This is a genomic window from Corynebacterium sp. 11A (assembly GCF_008930935.1).
Taxonomy (GTDB): domain Bacteria; phylum Actinomycetota; class Actinomycetes; order Mycobacteriales; family Mycobacteriaceae; genus Corynebacterium; species Corynebacterium megadyptis.
In genome coordinates this window covers 129198-151628 of sequence record NZ_PQMR01000001.1, presented here as the reverse complement: position 1 = coordinate 151628, position 22431 = coordinate 129198, and the positions used below count along the sequence as shown (strand labels likewise).

At 63.5% G+C, this 22431-nt stretch carries 15 protein-coding genes; 5 read left to right on the top strand and 10 right to left on the bottom strand.

Annotation, left to right across the window (positions count from 1 at the left end; translation table 11 throughout):
* Positions 1–27: 27 nt before the first annotated feature.
* The 4 genes from GBB18_RS00660 to GBB18_RS00645 all read right to left on the bottom strand — a co-directional run bounded on the left by GBB18_RS00660 (position 28) and on the right by GBB18_RS00645 (position 3655).
* The gene (locus tag GBB18_RS00660) at positions 28–639 is read right to left on the bottom strand and encodes a septum formation initiator family protein (RefSeq protein WP_151640411.1); all 612 of its coding nucleotides are present in this window, start codon (positions 637–639) and stop codon (positions 28–30) included.
* 115 nt (positions 640–754) lie between these two features.
* On the bottom strand, positions 755–2032 hold the full coding sequence (gene eno, locus GBB18_RS00655) for a phosphopyruvate hydratase (RefSeq protein ID WP_151548874.1): 1278 nt from the start codon (positions 2030–2032) through the stop codon (positions 755–757).
* A gap of 252 nt (positions 2033–2284) precedes the next feature.
* Positions 2285–3073 (bottom strand): lytic transglycosylase domain-containing protein, encoded by a 789-nt coding sequence (locus tag GBB18_RS00650; protein ID WP_192795852.1) that lies wholly within the window; start codon positions 3071–3073, stop codon positions 2285–2287.
* 6 nt (positions 3074–3079) lie between these two features.
* Positions 3080–3655: a MazG nucleotide pyrophosphohydrolase domain-containing protein gene (locus tag GBB18_RS00645; protein ID WP_151640410.1), complete on the bottom strand. Its 576-nt coding sequence runs from the start codon at positions 3653–3655 to the stop codon at positions 3080–3082.
* A gap of 79 nt (positions 3656–3734) precedes the next feature.
* On the opposite strand from GBB18_RS00645, the gene GBB18_RS00640 reads away from it, so the two are divergent.
* On the top strand, positions 3735–5237 hold the full coding sequence (locus tag GBB18_RS00640; RefSeq protein WP_225980133.1) for an amino acid permease: 1503 nt from the start codon (positions 3735–3737) through the stop codon (positions 5235–5237).
* 93 nt (positions 5238–5330) lie between these two features.
* On the opposite strand, the gene mfd is transcribed toward GBB18_RS00640, so the two are convergent.
* Together mfd and GBB18_RS00630 are read right to left on the bottom strand one after the other, a co-directional pair.
* On the bottom strand, positions 5331–9098 hold the full coding sequence (gene mfd, locus GBB18_RS00635) for a transcription-repair coupling factor (RefSeq protein ID WP_151640645.1): 3768 nt from the start codon (positions 9096–9098) through the stop codon (positions 5331–5333).
* Positions 9099–9335: 237 nt separating this feature from the next.
* Positions 9336–10112, bottom strand: coding sequence for a TetR/AcrR family transcriptional regulator (locus GBB18_RS00630; protein ID WP_225979097.1), 777 nt, complete (start codon positions 10110–10112; stop codon positions 9336–9338).
* A gap of 580 nt (positions 10113–10692) precedes the next feature.
* Here GBB18_RS00630 and GBB18_RS00625 point away from each other — a divergent pair.
* Positions 10693–11550, top strand: coding sequence for a GDSL-type esterase/lipase family protein (locus tag GBB18_RS00625; protein WP_192795851.1), 858 nt, complete (start codon positions 10693–10695; stop codon positions 11548–11550).
* A gap of 120 nt (positions 11551–11670) precedes the next feature.
* Here GBB18_RS00625 and GBB18_RS00620 read toward each other — a convergent pair whose 3' ends face one another.
* From GBB18_RS00620 to GBB18_RS00605, 4 genes are all read right to left on the bottom strand, one after another.
* Entirely contained in the window at positions 11671–12630 is a 960-nt protein-coding gene (locus GBB18_RS00620; protein ID WP_151640408.1) for a nucleoside hydrolase, read from the bottom strand.
* 54 nt (positions 12631–12684) lie between these two features.
* Positions 12685–13482, bottom strand: a complete 798-nt coding sequence (locus GBB18_RS00615) for a MetQ/NlpA family ABC transporter substrate-binding protein (protein WP_151548879.1) — start codon at positions 13480–13482, stop codon at positions 12685–12687.
* Positions 13483–13486: 4 nt separating this feature from the next.
* Entirely contained in the window at positions 13487–14536 is a 1050-nt protein-coding gene (locus tag GBB18_RS00610) for an isopenicillin N synthase family oxygenase (protein WP_151640407.1), read from the bottom strand.
* A gap of 158 nt (positions 14537–14694) precedes the next feature.
* Positions 14695–18120, bottom strand: a complete 3426-nt coding sequence (locus GBB18_RS00605) for an exonuclease domain-containing protein (protein WP_151640406.1) — start codon at positions 18118–18120, stop codon at positions 14695–14697.
* A gap of 310 nt (positions 18121–18430) precedes the next feature.
* On the opposite strand from GBB18_RS00605, the gene GBB18_RS00600 reads away from it, so the two are divergent.
* From GBB18_RS00600 to GBB18_RS00590, 3 genes are all read left to right on the top strand, one after another.
* A complete protein-coding gene (locus tag GBB18_RS00600) occupies positions 18431–19693 on the top strand; it encodes an MFS transporter (RefSeq protein WP_151640405.1) in 1263 nt (420 codons plus the stop codon).
* Positions 19694–19837: 144 nt separating this feature from the next.
* The gene (gene glmU, locus GBB18_RS00595; protein ID WP_151640404.1) at positions 19838–21310 is read left to right on the top strand and encodes a bifunctional UDP-N-acetylglucosamine diphosphorylase/glucosamine-1-phosphate N-acetyltransferase GlmU; all 1473 of its coding nucleotides are present in this window, start codon (positions 19838–19840) and stop codon (positions 21308–21310) included.
* Positions 21311–21334: 24 nt separating this feature from the next.
* Positions 21335–22312, top strand: coding sequence for a ribose-phosphate diphosphokinase (locus GBB18_RS00590; protein WP_151530107.1), 978 nt, complete (start codon positions 21335–21337; stop codon positions 22310–22312).
* Positions 22313–22431: the final 119 nt, after the last annotated feature.

Below are 22431 nucleotides of genomic sequence, written 5' to 3'. Positions count from 1 at the left end.
TAGTGTCTCACGATCCAGGGCGCGGAGTTAATTCTGTGGCGGTGCGGCGGGCTCGGCGTCGGCGGGCTGGGGTTGTTGTTGTGGTTCGAGGGGTTCGAGCGGCAAATTAGAGATATTGGGCTCGTCCCCGCGATCGCTGTCTACGTCGTGATTGAGCTCCACTAGGGTGGCGCGGGGGTCGGTGACGCTGTGCCACAGATCGGTGTACCAGGTGTGGTTCTCGGCGCGCTCTTCTGCGCTTGTCGACGTCACCCCGTCGCTGGGTGTGATGGAGGGATCGAGAATACGGAAGGGTGTTTCCCCTTCTGCGATGGCGCCGAGGCGGCGGCGAATCTGCTCGTCTTGGTAGGCCGGAGAGTTGTTTTTCTCCAATTCGTCAAGCAGGCGCTCCTTTTCGGCTTGTTTGGCCGCGATGGAGGAGTTGAGATTGGAGATATCGGAGCGCTGGTCAAAGTAGGTGCGCAACGGCAGCACGATAAGCCAGAGCGCGAGCAGCAGGGCGACGACGAGCACGACGATCCCGACAGGGCTCATGCCGCGGGTCACCGAGGTGCGGGGCAGGCTGGCGCTGCGTGTGGGGGTGGCGAAGTGTGCCTTGTTTTTCACCGGTACCGATCGCGAGGTATCTCCTGTGGCCATAATGCGCCTAAGTTTAGCCCCACACAGCACACCGCGCCCCACGCGACACCCAGTGTGGGTGCCGGCCGTGGGGCGCGGTGGTGATCAGCGCGGGTGAGCGCGCGCTCTGCGGCGTTTATGCCTGAAAGCGCGGGAAGGCGCTGGCGCCAGCGTAGACAGCGGCGTCGCCGAGGATCTGCTCAATGCGCAGCAGCTGGTTGTACTTAGCAACACGCTCGGAGCGAGCCGGGGCACCGGTCTTGATCTGGCCGCAGTTGAGGGCCACAGCCAAATCGGCGATGGTGACGTCCTCGGTCTCACCGGAGCGGTGGGACATCATGCAGCGGTAGCCATTGCGGTGGGCCAGCTCGACAGCGTCGAAGGTCTCGGTGAGGGTACCGATCTGGTTCACCTTCACCAGCAGCGCGTTGGCGGCCTTCTTGTCGATGCCCTCCTGCAGGCGCTGCGGGTTGGTGACGAAGAAGTCGTCGCCGACGACCTGAACCTTCTCGCCGATAGTGGCGGTGAGGTTGGTGTAGCCCTCCCAGTCGTCTTCCTGCAGCGGATCTTCGATGGAGACGATCGGGTACTGCTCGATGAGCTCCTCGTAAACCTTGGCCATCTCCTCGGCGGTGTGCTCGCCGCCCTCGAAGTGGTACTTGCCGTCCTTGAAGAACTCGGAGGAGGCAACGTCCAGTGCCAGGGCAACGTCCTTGCCCGGGGTGAAGCCGGCCTTCTCGATGGCCTCGACGATGAGGTCGAGGGCAGCCTTGGTGGACTCGACGGAGGGAGCGAAGCCGCCCTCATCTCCCAAGCCGGTGGACAGGCCCTTCTCCTTAATAACCTTCTTCAGAGTGTGGTAGACCTCGGCGCCGATGCGCAGGGCCTCGGAGAAGGTCTCGGCACCGATCGGGGCGATCATGAACTCTTGGACGTCCACGCCGGAGTCGGCGTGAGCGCCACCGTTGAGGATGTTCATCATCGGCACGGGCAGAACGTGGGCGTTCGGGCCGCCGACGTAGCGGAAAAGCTCCAGCAGGGAGGAGTCAGCGGCAGCCTTAGCCACCGCCATGGACACGCCCAGAATGGCGTTGGCGCCCAGACGGGACTTGTTGTCGGTGCCATCGAGCTCGATGAGGGTCTGGTCGATCAGGCGCTGGTCATCGGCCTCGAGACCAGCGAGAGCGTCAGCGATTTCCTCGTTGACGTTCTCCACTGCCTTCTGCACACCCTTGCCCAGGTAGCGGTCACCGCCATCGCGCAGCTCGTGTGCCTCGTGCACACCGGTGGATGCACCCGAGGGCACATCGGCGCGACCGTGCGAGCCATCATCCAAGATGACCTCGCACTCAATGGTGGGGTTACCGCGGGAATCAAGGATCTCGCGTGCAAATACGTGCATAATCTCAGCCACTATGGCCTCCTAAGCCGTTAGACAGATTGCTGGGGTGTGGAAATGCGTGTGCGATCTTTCCACCAACATGCCCGATTCTAGCGCATTTTTGTGACATACGGACCCAAAACCACATGTTTGATGTCCGATAGCCAACATTTCTGCAGGATAGGCTGCGAGATGGTTGCGAAAGTCACGCTTCACCGCTCAATTGTGGCACGAAATGCGCGCCCCTGCCGTCGCAGGCGGCAATGTGGGAACAAACTCACACCGCTAGAGCGCCGGCTGCCCCAAGGCATAGGAGGCGGCGGCATCGCGCACCCGCACCAGATAGTCATTGGACATGTTGTAGGAGCGGATGCCATCGACCCAACCCTCTGGGGTGGCCAGATCGCGGCCATTCGAGCAGAGCAAGGTGGCCGAGCCGAGAGCGGCGTCGTCGATCTGATGCGGATCCGCTACCCCATCGCCATTGGCGTCGCGCCCATAGCGGCCCCAGGATTCGGGAATGAATTGCATCGGGCCCACGGCGCGATCCCACTGGGCATCGCCGTCGAGCTCGCCCTGATCGGTATCGGGAATCTCCGCGAAGCCGGGCGAACCATCGAGCGGCACGCCGATGATCGGCGGGGAGACCACGCCATCATCGCCGATGCTGGAGCCGCCGAATACCTTGCCGGAATAGGTGCCGTGGCGGGTCTCCACAAAACCGATACCGGCGAGGGTATTCCACTTCAGGTGGCACTCCGGCCAAGAGGCGGCAGCGATCAGCTCCGCATTCGCATAGGCGCGCAGCGCCGGGGCGGGAATAGACATCTCCGCGGCCAGCGGATCGGCCCAGTAGCCGAGCTTGTCGGAGGTGCGCCCGGCATCATCGATATTGATGGCCGGCACTTCCGCCCCAGCGGCCGGCGGGACGTTATCGGGCACGGGCCGCAACTGGCGGATGGGGCTGGCACCCTCCAAGAGCGATAGCGCCCACCCCACCACGGCGATCACCATGATGATCGCCAAAAACGTGCTGCAGCCGCAGCCGAGCGCGCGTCGTCCTCCAGTAGCCATGGACGTTTAATATACAGAATCGCCCCGCTCGCGGCGCTGCTCCGTCTGCTTACCCTGCTCCCACAAGTTCTTCTGTTCTTCCACGGCAACGATCTCGGTGGTGCCATCGAAGAGATAGGGGGCGCGCCCCTGTAGTTTCTCCACGAAGGCCTGGGCTACCTCCACCATGGAAAAATCCCCGCGGCGGCGGGCCAGCTCGGCGTGGAACAGGACTTGGAGGTAGACATCGGCGAGTTCCTTCTTTAACTCCTCCGCGCTGGCCTCGCCACGCTCCCAGGCGACGACCGCGGCGATGAACTCCTCGCTTTCCTCCCGCAGATAGGGCACCAGTGAGCTATGGCTTTGGCTGCGCTCCCACTCTCCAATATCGAGCGCCCGCTCCATCACGGCCATGGCGTGCGTGCTGGGGCTGGCGCACACCCGCACCGGCGCCTCCGCTGCGGGCTCCGCGCCGAGGGCGCAGAGCTGGGAGCGAACGCTGCTGGGCAGGTTTGCGTCGATAAGCACCGGCCCTTTCAAATCTGCGATGTACTCCAGCGGTACAGCAAAACCATTATCGGCATCGAGAACAATAGTGCGCATGGCCTCACCGTACCGCGTTACCCCCAGACGGAAACCCGATGCTTCTTAGTTTTCCGGCAGCGTGTTTTAGGGTATGTGCGTGACCAATACATCTCAGCCCGTGGTCTCGGGCACGAACTCTCATCGGCCGACCGTGCGCGTGTGGACGCTCGTGTCGCTCATTATCGGCTCCACGATCGGAACCGGCATTTTTGCTCTGCCGCAAAATGCGGGTTCTGTTGCGGGGCCCGGCGCGATGCTCATCGGCTGGGCAATTGCGGGCGTGGGCATGCTCTCGATTGCCTTTGTGTTCCAGATTCTGGCCGTACGTAAACCACATCTTGATTCAGGCGTGTATTCCTACGTGCGTGCCGGTCTCGGCGATTTCGTCGGCTTCGCCTCGGCATGGGGATATTGGCTGGGCTCCGTGATCGCCCAAGTGGGTTACGCCACGTTGTTTTTCTCCACGATCGGCCATTACGTGCCGATCTTTAATGATGAGCACCGGTGGATTCAAGCGGTGGCCGTATCCATCATGACCTGGGTGATCTACTTCGCCCTCACTCGCGGCATCAGACAGGCAGCGGTGCTGAATATGGTGACGACGGTGGCAAAATTGCTGCCGATTGCCGCTTTCATTCTGCTGGTGGCGTTTGTGGGCTTTAGCTGGGACACCTTCACCCTCGATATCTGGGCACGCGAGGGCTCGGTGGGGTCCACCATGGATCAGGTCAAGGGCATCATGCTCTTTACCGTGTGGGCCTTCATCGGCGTCGAGGGCGCCAGCGTCTATTCCAAACAGGCCCGCACCCGCTCTGATGTGGGCAAAGCCACCGTCTTCGGCTTCTTCACGGTGCTCGCCCTGCTAGTGACCGTAGCGACCCTCTCCTATGGCGTGTTCACCCAGGAGGAACTGGCGGCGCTGCCGGATAACTCCATGGCCAGCGTGCTGGAGGCCGTGGTGGGCCCGTGGGGTGGAGCGCTCATATCACTGGGACTGTGTCTGTCGGTGCTGGGCGCCTATGTGTCGTGGCAGATGCTCTGCGCCGAGCCGATCGCACTCATGGCCACGGACGGGCTGCTGCCCAAAAAACTGGGCGCTGTCAACGATCAGGGTGCCACGGTGTGGGCGCAGCTCGTATCCACCGTGGTAATTCAAATCTCGGTGGTTATCTTCTTCGTTAATAAGACCACCTACGTGTCCATGGTGCAGCTGGCCACCATGATGTACATGCTGCCCTACGTGTTCTCGGCTATCTATTTGCTGCTGCTGACCACCCGTGGCCGCGGCGTGGCACACCCGCAGGCCGGTATCCGCTTCGATGATTCCGGGCCGGATATTGCGGCACACGCGAACAGAAAACATCGCATGGTGGCGCTGATTGCCACCGTGTATTCGCTGTGGCTGTTCTATGCCGCCGATGTCACTTACGTGCTCTTCGGCGCGCTGCTCGTCATCCCTGGGCTGGTGCCGTATGTGTGGACCCGAAAAGCAAGCGGCGATCGGGTGTTCAACCCCGTGGAATGGGTGATTGTGGCGCTCGTTATCACCGGTGGCGCAATCGCCATCTACGGGCTGTCCACCGGCAGCCTTTCGCTCTAGCGCTGCCCCACCGCGCTTATCGACGCCTCCCCGCAGGAACACATATCCTGCCGGGGAGGCTTTTCCCTGCTGCCGGTGGCGCGGCGCCGCTTCTCAGCGCAAACGGTATTTCCGCCGCCTAGCTTCGCGCTTATCTTCGATATCCATCTGCTCATCGATCTCGGCGGCGGTGCGCGTGCCGCCCCGGCCCGCCCGGCGCCGCCGCGTCCCAGCAGCGGAGCCACCACTACTAGTGTTGCGACTCCCCTCCGCAGTGGAACTGCTCACCACCGGGGCGACGGTCTCCATGGCGGATTCCACGCCTGTGCTCACATTCACCCGATCCAGCTGGAACATGGTGGAAAGGAAATCCGCCACCCATTGCACAAGCTCGACATCGCGCAGCTGCGGATCGGTGATGGTGCGCCCCGCCTTGGGCAGCGGCACCATCACGGCCTTGGCGGCGGCGCGATAGGTAGAACCACCATAGAGCCGCTTGAGCCGCACCTGCTGGGAGTCTTTGAGTTCCACGGGGTGAATCTTGATGCGATTGCCCTGGACCACGATATCGGCCACCTGCGCACGGGCAGCCACCCGGCGCAGCCGTGCCATGGTGAGCAGGCGCTGGACCTCCACCGGCGGCTGGCCGAAACGATCGCTCATATCGTCTACGGCGCGGCCCAGCTCCTCCTCGGTGTTCGCAGCGGCAATAGTGCGATACATATCGAGACGCAGCCGCTCGGAGTTGATATAGCTATCGGGGATGTGGGCATCCACCGGCAGGTCGATGCGGATTTCGGTGGATTCCTTCTCGGTAGCGTCGAGGGGCTGACCGGAGGCGAGAGCACGGAAGGTCTCCACGGCCTCGCCCACGAGCCGCATATACAGATCGAAGCCCACACCGGCGATATGCCCGGACTGTTCGGCGCCGAGCACATTGCCCGCGCCGCGCATCTCCAGATCCTTCATCGCCACGGCCATGCCCGCACCTAGGTCATTGTTGTGGGCGATGGTGGAAAGCCGGTCATAGGCGATCTCAGTGAGCAGTACTCCCTTGGGGTAGAGGAAGTAGGCATAGCCGCGCTCGCGGGAGCGCCCCACACGCCCGCGCAGCTGGTGCAGCTGCGACAGGCCCATATGGTGGGCGTTTTCCACGATGAGGGTATTGGCATTGGCGATATCGAGGCCGGTTTCCACGATCGTGGTACACACCAGCACGTCATAGTCGCGATTCCAGAAGCCCTGCACGGTTTGTTCCAGCAGCTGCTCGCTCATCTGGCCGTGGGCCACCACGATCCGCGCTTCGGGCACGAGATCACGCAGCTCGCTGGCGCGCTTATCAATATCTTTGACCTTATTGTGCACGAAGAACACCTGCCCATCGCGCAGGATTTCGCGCCGAATCGCCGCCGCGATCTGCTTGTCCTCGGCCGCGCCCACATAGGTCAGAACTGGGTGGCGATCCTCGGGCGGGGTGAGGATGGTCGACATCTCCCTGATGCCGGCCATGGACATCTCGAGGGTGCGCGGGATCGGGGTGGCAGACATGGTGAGCACGTCCACGTGGGTGCGCAGGCCCTTGATGTGTTCCTTGTGCTCCACGCCGAAGCGCTGTTCCTCGTCCACGATCACCAGCCCGAGGTTCTTCCAGGTCACACCGGTCTGCAGCAGGCGGTGGGTGCCGATCACCACATCTACCTCGCCGCTGGCCAAGCCGCTGATGATCTCCTTCGCCTCCGCAGTGGAGGTAAAACGCGATAGCCCACGGATGGTCACGGGAAAGCCCGCCATGCGTTCTTCGAAGGTGGATAGATGCTGCTGCGCCAGCAGCGTGGTGGGCACCAGCAACGCCACCTGCTTGCCATCTTGCACGGCCTTGAAGGCGGCGCGCACCGCCACCTCGGTTTTGCCATAGCCCACATCGCCGACGACCACACGGTCCATCGGTACCGGCTTTTCCATGTCCTCCTTCACCGCTTGAATGGCCAGCATCTGGTCCTCGGTTTCGACGAAGGGGAAGTTATCCTCCATCTCCTTTTGCCAGGGCGAATCCGGGGCGAAGGCATAGCCGGGGGCGGCCTGGCGCTTGGCATAGAGCTCAATGAGTTCGCCGGCGATCTCGCGCACCGCGGCGCGCGCCTTGCGCTTGGTGTTCTTCCAGTCCGAGCCGCCCATCTTCGACAGCGTCGGGGTCTCCCCGCCCACATACTTACTCAGCAGGTCGATGGAGTCCATGGGCACATAGAGCTTATCTGCCGGCGCGCCCCGCTTCGAGGAGGCGTATTCCAACACCACATACTCGCGCCGCGAGGTGCCATCGCCGGTGGTGATAGTGCGCTCGGTCATCTCCACAAAGCGGCCGATGCCATGGGTGTCATGCACCACATAGTCGCCCTTTTTCAGCGCCAGCGGATCCACCCTATTGCGCTTTTTCGCTGGACGACGCTTCGCCCCAGCGATATCCCCCACGCGGTTGCCGGTGAGGTCTGTCTCCGTGATCACCACCAGATTCGGGCCGTCAAAGACCACACCGTTATGGGCGAAGGCCTGATAGAGCGTCACCTCGCCATCGCTCGGCTGCCAGCCGGGGGAGGCCACGGTGGTGCGGATTCCCTGCTCCTTAAACCGCTCCCGCATGCGCTTAATCGCCCCTTTGGCCGGGGCAATATAGGCGGCTTTACCACCAGCGAGGGTATGCGCTAGCAGCTTTTTCATCATGGACTCAATCTCTTTGAGATCACCCCGCGGCTGCGGCGGCAGCGAAAACTCCAAGGGCAGGGTGAGATCCTCGCTGGCCTCCAGAATCCCCGGTTCTGCCGCGGTCCAGTGCGGCTGGGATTGGGCGAGCATGGCGTCGTGAAGCGCATCGATGCCCACATAGGAGCCGGCCGACAGATCCAGATCGGCGCTAGCCACCGGCGCTGTGCCGCCCATCGCGGCCACCTCCCACCCGGCGGCCAAAAACTCTTCATCCGTGGCGATGAGATCGCTGATGCGGGCCATGATTTTCTGCGGTGCCAGCTCCAGCACATGCCAGCCACTGCCCAAGACCTGCAGCAGCGGCACTAGCTCATGCGGGCTGAGTACCGGTAGCAGCGCCTCCATGCCGTCGGCGTAGGTGTGGGTAGAGATCTTATCCAGCAGCTCACCCAGCGCGGGGTGATGCGCATAGGTGCGCGCCAGCTCGCGGGCGCGGCCAGCCACCTCATCGTCGATGAGCAGCGTGCGTGCGGGATAAATCGAGAGCTGCTCGAGAACGCGGTCGGCAATGGCGCGCTGATCCGCCACCGCGAACTCGCGCATCTCGCTAACCTCATCGCCCCAGAACTCGATGCGCACCGCCTGATCGGCTGTGGTGGGAAAGACATCGATAATCCCGCCGCGGGTGGCGAACTCACCGCGGCGAGACACCATATCCACATGCGAGTAGCCGAAAAACACCAGCTGGGCGCGCAACTGCTCAAAATCGCATTCCCTATCGGTCTGCAGGCGGATCGAATGCTGCTCGGTATTCACTACCGGCTGGCAATAGCTGCGCGCTGGGGTGACCACCACGCGATAATCCTGCAGGTTATCCAAGGTCTGGGCGCGGCGGCCCACGATGTCCATCCCGGGGCTCAAGCGCTCATGCGGCAGCGTCTCCCAGGAGGGCAAAAAGGCCACCTTCTCCCCCAGCATGGCCTTCAGCTCTGCGGTGAGATCTTCGGCCTCGCGGCCATTGGCGGTGACCACCAACAGCCGTGCCTTGTGCGCCAATGCCGCTATCGTCCACGGCCTGGCCTGATCAACGAGCGAGAGGTGCAGGCGCGGATCGCCCACATGGGTGAGTAATCCAGCGAACTTCTTATCCTCTGCGGCCGTGCGGGCCAGGCCGCTGAGCATGGGGGTGGATGATGCGGACGCCTCGTGAGTCACGGCTGGGCGATGCCTTCCTAAAAACGGTGGATGAATTCTACACAGCGCGGTCGCCGACGAGCGCCGCCGTGGGCGCGGCAGGCCAGTCCCCTGCGCTGCCGTGCACCTTACCGCGCTGATACTACTCGTAGGCGAGGTGTGGGCAGCAGCAGAGCCGGCGCGACAGCGCGCCGGTAGCAGGGGGGGGGAGTTTCAGGTATCGGGTTAGTCCGCAGCTGGGGTGGAACCTGCCGCAGAGTCTCCACCTGCCGGATTCTGGGCGCCATCGCTGTGGGTACTGTCGTCCTGGGCGGTGCGGCGGCTATGGGCGCGCTGCAGGGCCTCGGGGGTTTCGGTGGGCTGATAGTACTTGGCGTTTTCGCCGACCGTCTTCAGCTCCGGATCGCGCAGGCTGGGATCAGCCACCATGCCGGCCAGGCCATTCCAGCAGAGATTAACGATGTGCGCGGCCACCACTTCTTTACTGGGCTCGCGCACATCCAGCCACCACTGCGCCGTGGAGGAGGCCATACCCACCAGCGCCTGGCCGTAAAGTACCGCCACATCGGGGTTGAGCCCCGACTTTTCGAAAGCACCGGCCAGAATATAGGAGACTTTGCCCACGGTGTCATTGAGCAGCGTGGAATAGGTGTTGTGCTGCTCGGGGTCCACATCGCGGGTAAGGATGGTGAACTCATCGGTGTGGTCTTCCACGAAAGACAAGAAGGCCATCACCGCGGATTCCACCCGGCGGCGGTAGCCGGAACAGTTCAGGGCATTTTCAATCACCGAGCGCATCAGCTGCGTATCGCGGTCCACGACCTCGGCATAGAGCCCCTCTTTACCACCAAAGTGCTCGTACACCACCGGCTTGGACACCCCTGCGCGAGAGGCAATCTCCTCCACGCTGGTGCCCTTGAGCCCGCGCTCAGCAAATACTGTGCGTCCTACTTCTACTAGTTGCTCGCGGCGCTGCTTGCCGGTCATCCTCCGCTTAACCATGCCGTAGAGCCTATACGCTTATGCATCTCTCAGTCTCATCTTTCCCCTCATACCTCCCCCACCAACGATTGGCACGCCCCCGACGCTATGTTGTAGGATTTCTAGCGCACGGCCGTAGGGCATGTGCGTTTCCCCATGGTGTAATTGGCAACACTACGGTTTTTGGTACCGTCATTCTAGGTTCGAGTCCTGGTGGGGAAGCTTTTTTATTTCCCCACCTGAACTGCACATAGTCCGCCAGTCGGAACACATTATGCACCCCCGATCGAGCGGGTTTACCCCCTTTCTTCGCAGAGCTGCTGCACTGCTGCCTTTAGCCGGTAACACGCTCGATACCTGCCCGGCATGCCCGCGCGGTCCGCACCCCCACGGGCACCACTCACCCATCCCCCCATTCGGGCATAGCTCCCGCTCAGCATCGAGACATATTTTTGCGGCCCTACACACCCACTCTGTAACCTCTGTGACAAGAGTAAAGTCTCATTGAGGTAACACCTGATAAGCTCCCCAGCGATATAGATCAGTGATGCCGCCGACGGGCGGTGCTGATGTTTTCCGTGACCCGATTGGAAAGAACTTCATGAAGTCTGCATCTCAGACCCGCACTAAGGTGCTGTCTCTTGTGACCGCCGCCGCCGCTGCTATGGGAATCTCCGCCGCCCTGCCGGCCCCCTCCCACGCGGCCCCCGGCAATGTCGTCGTGGTTGGCGATTCCATGCCCGCCAATCCGAGCATCGAGGACTTCGTTGCCTCCAAGCTCCCTGAGCAGGCTCGCGTCATCACCCCGAACGCCCACCTCAACCAGGTGGGATGCGGCAGCGATGGTCTTTTCTCCGGCACCTATGCCCGCGTCTCGAACAAGCCCGTGGATGATTTCACCTGCCCCGGCGCCAGCTTCATGAGCGGCGGCATGCGCGTGGACTTCGCCATTGACACCGCGGCACGGCGCGGCAAGCTCAACAACGGCACCTCCGAGGTGGTCATCTTCGCCGGCGGCAATGACACCTACTCGCGGATGAGCAGCCAGTCCCTGCCCGATATTGAGCGCGATCTCTACGGCGCGATCCGCCACTCCATCGCCAAGGCCAAGCGCTTTGCCCCGAATGCCCGAGTGAAGGTCGTCGGCATGCCGCATGTGGCCAATGCGGAAGGCGGCGTGTGCCTGATCAACGTGATCCCCAATGTGCCGCTGGGCATTCCTGCCCGCGCCGTCAATGACGTCGAGCGCCACCTGCAGTGGGCACAGGTGAACGCCTCCCGTGATGGTGGCGCCACCTTCGTAGACACCAAGCCGATCTCCGATGGCCACGAAATGTGCTCCAATGATCGCTGGATCACCGGCATCGTGGACACCACTGCCCGCAGCCCGCACAAGCTCATGTTCCACATGACCGATGCCGGCCTGAACGCGGTCGCTAGCCACACCGCCCGCTCCTAATACCCGCACCGGCCCCGCGCGGGCTACGGGTTCTATACACACCAACGCCCAGCCTCTCCCCTGCTCTATCGGGGCGAGGCTGGGCGTTGGCGTATCTTGCAGGCTGCAAGCGCCGAGCGGCTAGAGCTCGGGCTTGTCCTCTACGGCCGCGATGGCCTCGGTAACCAGCTGCCAGAAACGGCCATGGTCCAAGGTGGTCGCGACCTGGGTGGGGCACTCGGGGCCGGCGGGGGCACGGAAATCCACCACGGTCATGCCGGTGGTGAGACTGCCCTGCAACTCGACGTCGATGGGGGCACGGCGGGTGGCCACACACTCGGGATCGATGAGATAGGCGATCGTGCAGGGATCGTGCACCGGCGGATCGTCGAAGCCTTGGTTTTCCCTATAGGCCTCGCGGAAGAAACCGCATAGATCCACCACCAATTGGGAGCAATCGGTGCCCAGCTGCGCGATCTGCTGCTCGACCTCGCGGGTCGCGAGCGCCTGGTGGGTGAGATCCAGGCCCACCATGGTCACCGGCCAGCCGGCGTTGAACACGATATGTGCGGCTTCCGGGTCCACGTAGACATTGAACTCGGCCCAGGCAGTGCGGTTTCCGGTGTGATAGCCGCCGCCCATGAGCACCACCTCGCGGACCTTGGGCACAATGCGCGGCTCTTTGCGCACCGCGAGAGCGATATTGGTCAGCGGGCCGGTGGGAACAAGGGTGATCTCGCCGTCCTCGCTGGCCATGATGGAGTCAATGATGAAGTCCACGCCGTGTTGCTCGCCGAGCGGCACCCGCGGTGTGGGCAGGGTGGCCCCATCTAGGCCGGTCTCGCCGTGCACATCGGCGGCGACGCTCAGCGGCCGCACCAGCGGGCGGTCGCAACCGGCATAGACCACGGTGTCCAGCCGAGCTGCGGTGGCCACGGCGCGGGCATTATGGGTGACCTTCTCTAAGGTCTGGTTGCCGCCGATGGTGGTAATGCCCACCAGGTCGATGGCGGGGTTGCCGCCGGCGAGGATGATGGCCACGGCGTCATCGTGGCCGGGATCGCAATCGAGAATGATTTTCCGTGGGGTATCTGCGCTCATAGTCTCCAGTGTAAGAGTCCCCGCCGCCCCGCGTGTGCGGCTCGGGTCACAGTGTTAGTGCGCGGGCAGCACTGCGCTCTGGTACTCGGCGCGGATAAAATCGGCGACTTCGTGGGACTCAAGCGCCTGGGCGAGGGCCTGTACCGCCGGCGAGTCTGCCTTATCCTCCGGCGCCACCAGAATATTCACATAGGGGTTATTCTCCGGCTTCTCTGAGGCAAGACCATCCTCTGCGTAGTTCAGCCCGGCTTCGAGTGCGAAGTTGCCATTGATCACCGCTGCGGCCACATCCTCATCCTCGAGCGTCTGCGGCAGCAGACGGGCGTCGACGGGCGTGATGGTCAGATCGCGCGGATTAGCGGTGATGTCCTCCACGGCCGTCTCGGCGCCGCGATCATCCACCTCGATCAGCCCAGTATCGGCAAGTAGCGCTAGGGCGCGGGCACGATTCACCGGGTCATTGGGGATGGTCACCGTGGCGCCGTCGGGCAGCGCCTCGAGGGAATCAATGCTGGTAGAAAACAGCGTCAGTGGCTCGAGGTGGACGCTAGCGACACTGCGTAGGCTGTGATCGTCGTTTTCCTCGCTCCATTCCTCTAGGTAGGGCTGGTGTTGGAAGAAGTTGGCGTCGGCATCGCCGTGGGTGGTCACATGATTGGGGTCGATTCCCCCTTGGATCACCTTCACATCCAGCTCCACTCCCTCCGCGAGGCCCTCGTCTGCGATATATTCCAGAATCCGGGCATGCGGCTCGGGCGAGGCGACAACGGTGAGTGTGTTCTCATCCGGCTGGGCGCTACAGGCGCTGAGGCCCAGGACGCACACTGCGGCGGCGGCAATCTTCTTAATCATGGTTTTAGGCTGCTTTCTTGTGCTTATCGACGATATCCGCGAAGTTATCCGCGAGGTATTGGTGATATTTCTGGGTCACATCAGGGTGGGCGCGCAGCCGAGACTTCAGGGCGTTTAAGCCATTGGTGCTATAGATCTGCTCGCCATCGAGATCCACGCCCACCTCCGTGGGGGAGTCACGCAGCTCCGGCGGGAGGTTGATGCGGGGCACCTCGGCATCGAGCGCGGGGCTATAGAAGAAGGGAATGGAGAAGCGGTCCGTGCCCGGCGCGGAAGGCAGCACCCGGTGCGGGGTGGCCTTAAGGTAGCCGCCGGTGGCCACGCTGAGCAGCTCGCCGATATTGACGATGAGGTAATCCTCCACGGCGGGAACATTCACCCAGCTGCCGTCGACAAGCACCTGCAGGCCGCGCGAGCCCTCCTCCACCGTGAGCAGAGTGATAAAACCGGCGTCGTGGTGCGCGCCGACGCCCTGGCGGGTGGCCGAGAGATCGTGGCCGGGATAGTGCACGATCTTCAGCAGCGAGTGCGGGGCGCGGAAGGCCTCGGCGAAAAAGTCCTCCTCCTCGCCGAAGGCCACCGCCCATGCCCGTAGCAGGCCGGCCCCGATCTGTTCGAGCTGGGCAAACCACGCCAGCGCGCGGTCTTTGAGCTCGGGTTGATCCGCAGGCCATTGATTGGGCCCTTGCAGGATCTTCCACGGCTGCTCCGGCACCTTCTCGAGCTCGGCGGGCAGCTCAGGGCCGATATCCAGCTGCTCGCGCCAATCGCGCAAGCCCTGGGTGCGTTCGGTGCCGGTGGCGGTATAGCCGCGGTAGTGCGGGGAATGTATTTGGGAGATGCGCCGCTTTTGCGCTGCGGGCTGGGCGAAAAAGGATTGAGCCTCGGCCAAGAGCCCCTCGCGGGCGCGGGGGGCAATGCCGTGGTGGGCAAGGTAGAAAAAGCCCACCTCGTGCGCCGCCTGGAGCAAGGCATGAAGCTCGTCTTCATATCCGGGGTGCTCTGGGTTGCGTAGCCGAGAGAAGTCAATGACGGGAATAGTTGGTGTGTGCATGCCGCCATCATAGACACCCCTGTCTATTCATTTCGCGCACTACCCCCGATAAATGGCCACCATATTGGATCGGTAGTGCGCCTAGCTGGTATTTTGAGATAGACCGCTCGGTACGCGGGGGAGGCTCGGGGCGGTACGGACGGAGCGTCCCTGCGGCCCTAGAAGGTGCGGACCAGCTCGGCCAGCTCATCATCGCCGCGATCCCGCAACTGGCGCACGGTTTTCCGGCGAGCACACTCCGCCGGCAACCCCATCGCGAGATTGAGCGCGGCGATCACCACCTCGGGGCACGCCCAGTCCACCAGCGCACCATCGGCATCGAGGAACTCCTCGTCGAGGCCGATGCGGTTGATGAGCAGCACCAAGCCCTCGGCGTCCTCGCGCTCGGCGGGGGCGCGGGTGATGTCGAAGCTCTCGCCAAAGCGCAACCACATGCGCTCGCCCTCTTCGAGTCCGAGATCCTGAATAAAGCGGGAGATCGTGCCCAGCGAGGCAGTGGTTTTACCCCAGGTCAGGCGCTGCTCCCCCAGCCGGCTGGGAATCATTCGCGTCTCACCGAAGGCCACATCATAGATGGCGAGCACGCCGAGGCCGATGCCGGTGCCGGAGCCGCGCACGTGATCGTGACTCACGCGCAGCAGGAGATTCCACTCGCCGTCGCGGAGGTAGAGCCCCTTGGTCTCCTCGGGCAGGGCGTGATTGACCAGCGCCTCCTCCTCAGTGCGGTAGCGCACCTGGCCGTGCTCGACCACGAAGTCGCCGGTGGCGGCAAAAGCCCGCACCGAGTTTTCCGCCACCCCATATCCGGTGGCCTCGGCGATAAGCTCCCGCAGCGGCACCGATGTGCGACGCTCGGGATCGGCCGCATTCGCCTGCGCCAGCCGCGCCCCGATGAAATCCGAGATCGTGGTCCACTCTTCTTTACCCCACTCGCGCAGCGCCCATGTGCGCGCCCCGCAGCGCTGCACATGCTCGGCACTGGATAGGCTGCCATCGATAGAGCGGCTACTGCGATCAGACAGCACCGCGTGCAGCTGCTCCGTGCTCATGGGCTCGCCCTCAATGCGCAGCACCGCACTGGCCCGAGCGACCACCGATCCGGTGTCGCTGAGCACATGGTCTTTATAGAGCGCATAGGGGGTGTGGGTGTCTATCCACTCCCGCATCAAGGCAGTATCCGCACCCACGGCATTCGCGAGTTCTTCTAGTGTGAGCACGCCATAGTTATCGGCAGCGGCGGCAATGGCCTTGTCCACCGCGGCGGCAAAGCCGGCCCGGACGAGCCAGCGGCCGGTGCCCGCGCCTGCGGACTCGGAGCCGTCAATACACTCCAGCCCCCATGATCCGGGCGCACCCACCATGGGCAGGATTGTCAATAGGTCCGTCTCCACTCCTGCGGGAGCGGAACGCAGCGCGGGCAGCAGCCGATAGATCTCCTCTACCGGTCGCGCGATGCCCACGCGCTCGCGCACGGCGGCTTGTACCAGCTCGCACACAGGCCCAATAGCGCCAAGCCCGGCGCAGAGCATGCTCTCGAGTTGCCGGACTCGCTCGCGGCTCACCCCGAAGCGATCCCCTAGGGTTTGCAGGGACGCCGACCCAGCTAGGCGTTCATCGAGAATCGGGGCAAAGCGCGCATCAGCGGCCACCACCTCAGCGATCTCCACGCAGGCAGCCCCTGCTACGGTCTCTGTCCGTCCATCTAGGGCAGCAGCCGCGGCTGCAACGCTTTCGGGAATCTTCTCCTCTTCCCCCAAGAGGTCCGCAGCCGTACCAGTCAACGCCAACCAATCCAGCAGCACGGAAGCATCGCTCAGGGCGGGGTCGGCAAAGAGCCGCTGCTCCACCAAGTGATCAGCGTCCGCGGGAGCCTTGTCGCCCTCTGCGGCATCCTCCGAGCCGCCCGTCTCATACTCATCCAACGCCAAGAGCACCACCTCATTCAGCAACTTCTGCAGGCGCACCCGCCCAATCCCGGGCAGATCCGCCAGCTCCTCGACGGTGAGCTCGGTGATACCCACCTCGGGAGTAAGGCCCAGCCGCCGCCGCACCTTTGTCCACAGCGCGCTCTCCGGCACCAACCCAGGCCGAAGATAGGGAGACAGCTGCCCCAGCGCTGTGGTGGTCCCCCGCCCCAGCCAGGCCTCCACCACATCCATCGTGTCTGGAGCTTCGGCGACATTCGCCGTCTCCAGCCACGGGAACACTGCCGCTACAAGCTCGGCGTGGCCGTGGGCCTCGGTGTCCTTTTCTGTGGCGTTGATCGACGCCGTCATGGCCGCCAACGCCCGGGCGAAGCTCACCTCATCAATGATCTCCACACCGAGGGCGCGCGCTTTCTTCGCCTTGCCGGACATGGTGTGCACATCGGCGGCCACCACGAGCCTCGAGGATGTGATCACCCCGCCTACACTCAATCCAGCCTCGCGGGCGCGGGCCTCCCAGGTTTCGCGCGGGGTGATCATCGCCCCAGTGAAGGTGACACGATCTCCCGGCGCGAGTGTGCACACCTCCGCCGCCACCGCGGCCTGCCCCTCCTGCCCCTCCTGCTCGCCTGGCCGAGCGAGCAGCTGCCGAAAGCGCGCATGGCCAATGCACAGCTGCTCGGCGATATGGCCGAGCCAGAGGCGCTCACGTTCAGTGACCACCCCATCGGCCCAGGCCTCAATCACCAGTTGTTTGAGGTAGTGCTCATGCAGTTCGCTGATGTCCTCGGCCTCGAGCCCATAGGTCTGCGCCACCCGAACCAGCTCTTCGAGCTCCTCCTTCGTGAGCCGGCCGTCCACCATCGCCTGCGCCAGGGCCGTGCAGTAGCGATCGGATTGCGCATCGCCAGTAGAGGGCATGGCGGTGGTGAGCCGCCGCAGCCACGCGGACTCCGCAGCGAAGGCGGCGTCCTCTCCCGCCGCAGCCCACTCGCTAATCGGACCGGAGGCTTCGCTGCCGAATAAGCCGTCCGCCCGAGCGATGCAGGGAGCATGAGACTCCGGCAGGGCTGCCCAGTGCGCAGCAGTGAATATCAGCGGCGATGTATCGGCGCACAGCTCGGGGTGCCTGCGCAGTAGCTCAACGAAGAGCTCGGTGGTGGCGGCGGCGTCGGCGAGCGCGGTGTGGGCGGCGAGGTTGTTCACTCCGATCACCTCGAGGCAGGCAGAAAGCTTCCCCGGCGAGCCAGGCAGGAGCCGGCGCGAAAGTATGCAGGTATCGAGTATCCAGGCAGGGCTCGGTAGCTGCACCCCCACTCGCGCGAATTCATCGCTGAGAAAGCGGCGCTCAAAGGAGGCGTTATGGGCCACTACAATGCGCCCCTGCAGGACCTCGGCGAGACGGCGAGCCAGCTGCTCAAAGCTGGGGGCATTCACGAGATCCTTAGGCTCAATGTAGTGAATATGGGAGTTGTCGAAGCCACGATTCGGCTGCACCAAGCTACGCCAATAGCGTTCGGGCTGTGCCTGGGTATCGAGCAGAACGATGCCGATCTCGAGGATCCTGTCGCTTCTGCGCACCCCCGTGGTCTCAAGGTCGAGGACGGCGAACCCTCGGAATGTATGGCCGGTCTCTGTGCTCCTGCTCGGTGTGCTCATGCATGTCTCCCTTAGCGCTGCTGCGATACGTGTGTGTACTTCACTGAGTGTAACGACGCCTCGGACACCTCCACTGCGCTTTTTCGCACACTCTTTCCTCGCCTTCCCAGCGTCGACAATGCCCCTTTGAGCTGCCTAAAAAGCACATACCACTTAGTACAGCCGCATTTTTGACAGTGCGCCCTTAGCGCTGCGGCACTGCAGCGCAGGGCTTAGCATCACATGAACTACTACCTCGCAGCGCTGGGTATATCCCGCGCTCGCAGCCCGTACGGCTACCCCGCCCCGACGCACCACAGGGAGAATCACGATGCACACGCAGCAACCTGACGACGCCACGGCAGCGTCCGCACAGGAAAAGGCCAATGGTCGCCGCCTCATTGCTGCCAACAGCCTGCAAAATGTGGGTGATCAGTTCGTGGCAGCCAAGACCGTGCTGCCGTGGCTGCTCGCCGCCGCCGGCACTCCCGCGTTCTTTATCGCGTTGCTGGTGCCCATCCGAGAGTCGGGGCCGATGCTGCCGCAGGCGCCACTCACCCCGTGGGTGATGCGGCATGAGCGGCGCGCCGGCATCTGGGTGGCTGGAGCGCTCGGCCAAGCGGTGACCTCCGCCATCATCGGTCTGGGCGCCCTACTGCTCGAGGGCTGGTGGCTGGGGCTGTGCGTGATCCTCGCCCTCCTCGGCTTTGCGCTCTCCCGCTCCCTGTGCTCGATCGCATCCAAAGATGTGCAGGGGCGCACCATCACCAAGGGCCGCCGTGGCCGCATCAACGGCACCTCCACGATGATCGGGGGCATAGTGGCCATCGCCGTCGGCGGCGAGGTGCGGCTCATGCGCGATCGTGCTCCCGACTGGTTGTTGGCGGCGCTCATCCTCCTCGCCGCAGGGCTGTGGCTGATCAGCGCGCTGGTATTCCACCGCATCCAGGAGCCCGCGGTAACTCCCGATGAATCCCAGCGCCCCACCTCCGGCTGGCTCAGCGACGTGCGCACCCTACTCAGTGGGGATCGGGACTTCCGTAACTTTGTGATTCTGCGCTCACTGCTTTTGGTCTCCGCGCTGTCGCCGGCGTTCATTGTGGCTCTCTCCCAAGAAAGCACCGATCTGCTTGCTGGTCTGGGATCCTTCCTCGTGGCTTCCGGCCTCGCCGCGGTGCTCGGTGGCCAGATTTCGGGGGTCTGGTCGGATCGTTCCTCTAAATGGGTGATGACGCTCGGCGCAGCCGTCTCCTCGCTAGCCTTGGTGGCTGTGGTCTCCTGCTATTGGTGGGCGCCCACCAGCTGGCACCCCTGGCTGTATCCTGCACTGTTTTTCGTGGTCACCCTCGCGCATACCGCGATCCGCGTGGCCCGCAAAACCTACATCGTGGACATGGCCGAGGGCGATGTGCGCACGCGCTATGTGGCCGTGGCCAACACCACCATGGGTATCATCTTGCTGTTCACCGGCACGATCTCTGGGCTATTCGCCTACTTCGGCGAGGAGTGGGCGCTGGTGTTCCTCGCGGGCTTAGGCGCACTGGGAGTGCTCTTTTCCCGCAGGATCACCGATGTCTCCAGCCCATCCTCCTAGCCCCAGCAGTCCCTTCTCGCTTGTCGACGCCGTCACGCAGACACCACACCCCAGTGCCTCGAACTCACCCGTTTCTGGGCTCAGCTAATGGTACTTTTAGAGCCGTACACGAAACGCTATCGAGACAAAGTTGCCTAATCTTTTATGTCAGATACTTCCCATACTCCCGCCGCCACCGCAGTGATCATGCTCGCTGCGGGTGCTGGCACCCGCATGAAGTCCGCCACTCCGAAAATGCTGCACCATGTTGCCGGCCGTTCCATGCTGGCTCATGGCCTGCACGCCGCGGCGGGCATCAACCCCACCCATCTCATTGCCGTTGTCGGCCACGGCCGCGACCAGGTGGTCCCCGCCATTGAAGCCGAGACCCCAGCTCTGCCGCACTCCCCGACCGTGCACACCGCGGTACAGGAGGAGCAAAACGGCACCGGCCATGCTGTCGGCGTCGGTCTGGAGGCCCTGCCGGCTGACTTCGCCGGCACCGTGGTTGTCACCACCTCCGATATCCCGGCGCTCAACGCCGAAACCCTGCAGCAGCTCGTGCGCACGCACACCAGCGCCCCGCAGGCCGCGGTCACCGTGCTGACTACCGCGGTGGATAATCCCCACGGCTATGGCCGCATCATCCGCGATGAAGATGGGCGCGTCACCGAGATCGTGGAGGAAAAAGACGCCACCGACGCCCAGCGCGCCGTCACCGAGATCAACTCGGCCGTCTACGCCTTTGATGCCGCGCTGCTCCGCCAAGCGCTCACCCAGCTGGACACCAACAATGCCCAGGGTGAGCTCTACCTCACCGACGTGATCAAGATCGCCCGCACCGCCGGCAAGCTGGTGCGCGCCCACAAGCTCGCCGACCCCTACTACGTGTCGGGAGTCAATGATCGCGTGCAGTTGGCCGCGATGAGCAAAGAATTCAACCGTCGCCTCTGCGAGGCCGCCATGCGCGGCGGCGCCACCATCGACGATCCCGCCACCACCTTCATCGACTGCACCGTGCAGATCGGCCAAGATGTGACCATTCACCCCGGCACCCAGCTCAAGGGCAGCACCATCATCGCTGATGGCGCCGAGATCGGCCCCGACACCACGCTGAGCAACGTGGAGGTGGGCGAAGGCGCCCAAGTGGTGCGCACCCACGGCTTCGACTCCCGCATCGGCGCTGGCGCCTCCGTAGGCCCGTTCACCTACCTGCGCCCGGGCACCGATCTCGGCGAGAACGGCAAGCTCGGCGGCTTCGTCGAGTCCAAAAACGCCCAGATTGGCCGCGGTTCCAAGGTTCCGCACCTCACCTACATCGGCGATGCCGAGGTGGGCGAGGACTCCAACATCGGCTGCTCCTCGGTGTTCGTCAACTACGACGGCGTGGACAAGCACCGCTCCGTCGTTGGCAGCCATGTGCGCCTCGGCTCCGACACCATGATCGTCGCTCCGGTGACCATTGGTGACGGCGTGTACTCCGGGGCAGGTACAGTAATTAAAGATGATGTACCTGCAGGTTCGCTCGTAGTCTCGGGCGGCAAACAGCGCAACATCGAAGGGTGGGTAGAGCGCAAGCGACCAAACACCCCAGCTGCCGACGCTGCAGCTGCCGCCCGCAAACCCAAGCAAGCATAAGGAAAGGTAAGGCATCGAATTACGATGACTGGCCAGTGGACAGATAACCAAAAGAACCTCATGGTGTTTTCCGGCCGGGGAAACCCGGCCCTCGGTGAGGAAGTGGCACGTGAGCTGGGTACCGAATTGACCCCCACCACCGCCCGCGACTTCGCCAATGGCGAAATCTTTGTGCGGTTCGAGGAATCCGTACGCGGCTGTGACGCCTTCGTGATCCAGTCCCACACTCAGCCACTGAACAAGCTGCTGATGGAGCAACTGATCATGATCGATGCGCTCAAGCGCGGCTCCGCCAAGCGCATCACCGCGATCCTGCCCTTCTACCCCTACGCCCGCCAAGACAAGAAGCACCGCGGCCGCGAGCCCATCTCCGCCCGTCTGGTGGCTGATCTGCTCAAGACCGCCGGCGCGGATCGCATCGTGTCTGTGGACCTGCACACCGACCAGATCCAGGGCTTCTTCGACGGCCCCGTCGATCACATGCACGCCATGCCGATCCTCACCGACTACATCAAGAGCAACTACGAGCTCAACAACATCTGCGTGGTTTCTCCGGACGCTGGCCGTGTGAAGATGGCCGAAAAGTGGGCCAATATTCTCGGCGACTCCCCCATGGCCTTCGTGCACAAGACCCGCTCCGTGGACGAAGCCAATAAGGTCACCGCGAACCGCGTGGTCGGTGACGTCGAAGGCCGCACCTGCGTGCTGCTCGACGACATGATCGACACCGGCGGCACGATCTCTGGTGCCGTGAACGTGCTCAAGGAAGCCGGCGCCGGCGATGTCATCATCGGCTGCACCCACGGCGTGTTCTCTGATCCCGCCCGCGAGCGCCTCTCCAAGTGCGGTGCCAAGGAAGTCATCACCACCGACACCCTGCCGCAGAACCCCGAGGGCTGGGACAACCTCACCGTGTTGCCCATCGCCCCGCTGTTGGCCAAGACGATCCATGAGATCTTCGAAAACGGCTCGGTGACCACCCTCTTCGAGGGCGAGGCCTAAACCCGCTCCGGCGTCTAGGGCGGCCGTCACCTCACTTTCGAGGCGACGGCCGCTTCTGCGCTTATCGACGCCGGGTGCTGCTAGTCCAGACATAACAACTCGCCCCGCGCCGAAGCGCG

Coding starts and splice junctions, on each gene's coding strand:
- GBB18_RS00605 (WP_151640406.1), bottom strand. CDS start 18,120: ATGAGCACACCGAGCAGGAGCACAGAGACCGGCCATACATTCCGAGGG.
- GBB18_RS00615 (WP_151548879.1), bottom strand. CDS start 13,482: ATGATTAAGAAGATTGCCGCCGCCGCAGTGTGCGTCCTGGGCCTCAGC.
- GBB18_RS00645 (WP_151640410.1), bottom strand. CDS start 3,655: ATGCGCACTATTGTTCTCGATGCCGATAATGGTTTTGCTGTACCGCTG.
- GBB18_RS00625 (WP_192795851.1), top strand. CDS start 10,693: ATGAAGTCTGCATCTCAGACCCGCACTAAGGTGCTGTCTCTTGTGACC.
- GBB18_RS00600 (WP_151640405.1), top strand. CDS start 18,431: ATGCACACGCAGCAACCTGACGACGCCACGGCAGCGTCCGCACAGGAA.
- GBB18_RS00630 (WP_225979097.1), bottom strand. CDS start 10,112: ATGGTTAAGCGGAGGATGACCGGCAAGCAGCGCCGCGAGCAACTAGTA.
- GBB18_RS00660 (WP_151640411.1), bottom strand. CDS start 639: ATGGCCACAGGAGATACCTCGCGATCGGTACCGGTGAAAAACAAGGCA.
- glmU (WP_151640404.1), top strand. CDS start 19,838: ATGTCAGATACTTCCCATACTCCCGCCGCCACCGCAGTGATCATGCTC.
- GBB18_RS00620 (WP_151640408.1), bottom strand. CDS start 12,630: ATGAGCGCAGATACCCCACGGAAAATCATTCTCGATTGCGATCCCGGC.
- GBB18_RS00650 (WP_192795852.1), bottom strand. CDS start 3,073: ATGGCTACTGGAGGACGACGCGCGCTCGGCTGCGGCTGCAGCACGTTT.
- GBB18_RS00590 (WP_151530107.1), top strand. CDS start 21,335: ATGACTGGCCAGTGGACAGATAACCAAAAGAACCTCATGGTGTTTTCC.
- GBB18_RS00610 (WP_151640407.1), bottom strand. CDS start 14,536: ATGCACACACCAACTATTCCCGTCATTGACTTCTCTCGGCTACGCAAC.
- mfd (WP_151640645.1), bottom strand. CDS start 9,098: ATGCTCAGCGGCCTGGCCCGCACGGCCGCAGAGGATAAGAAGTTCGCT.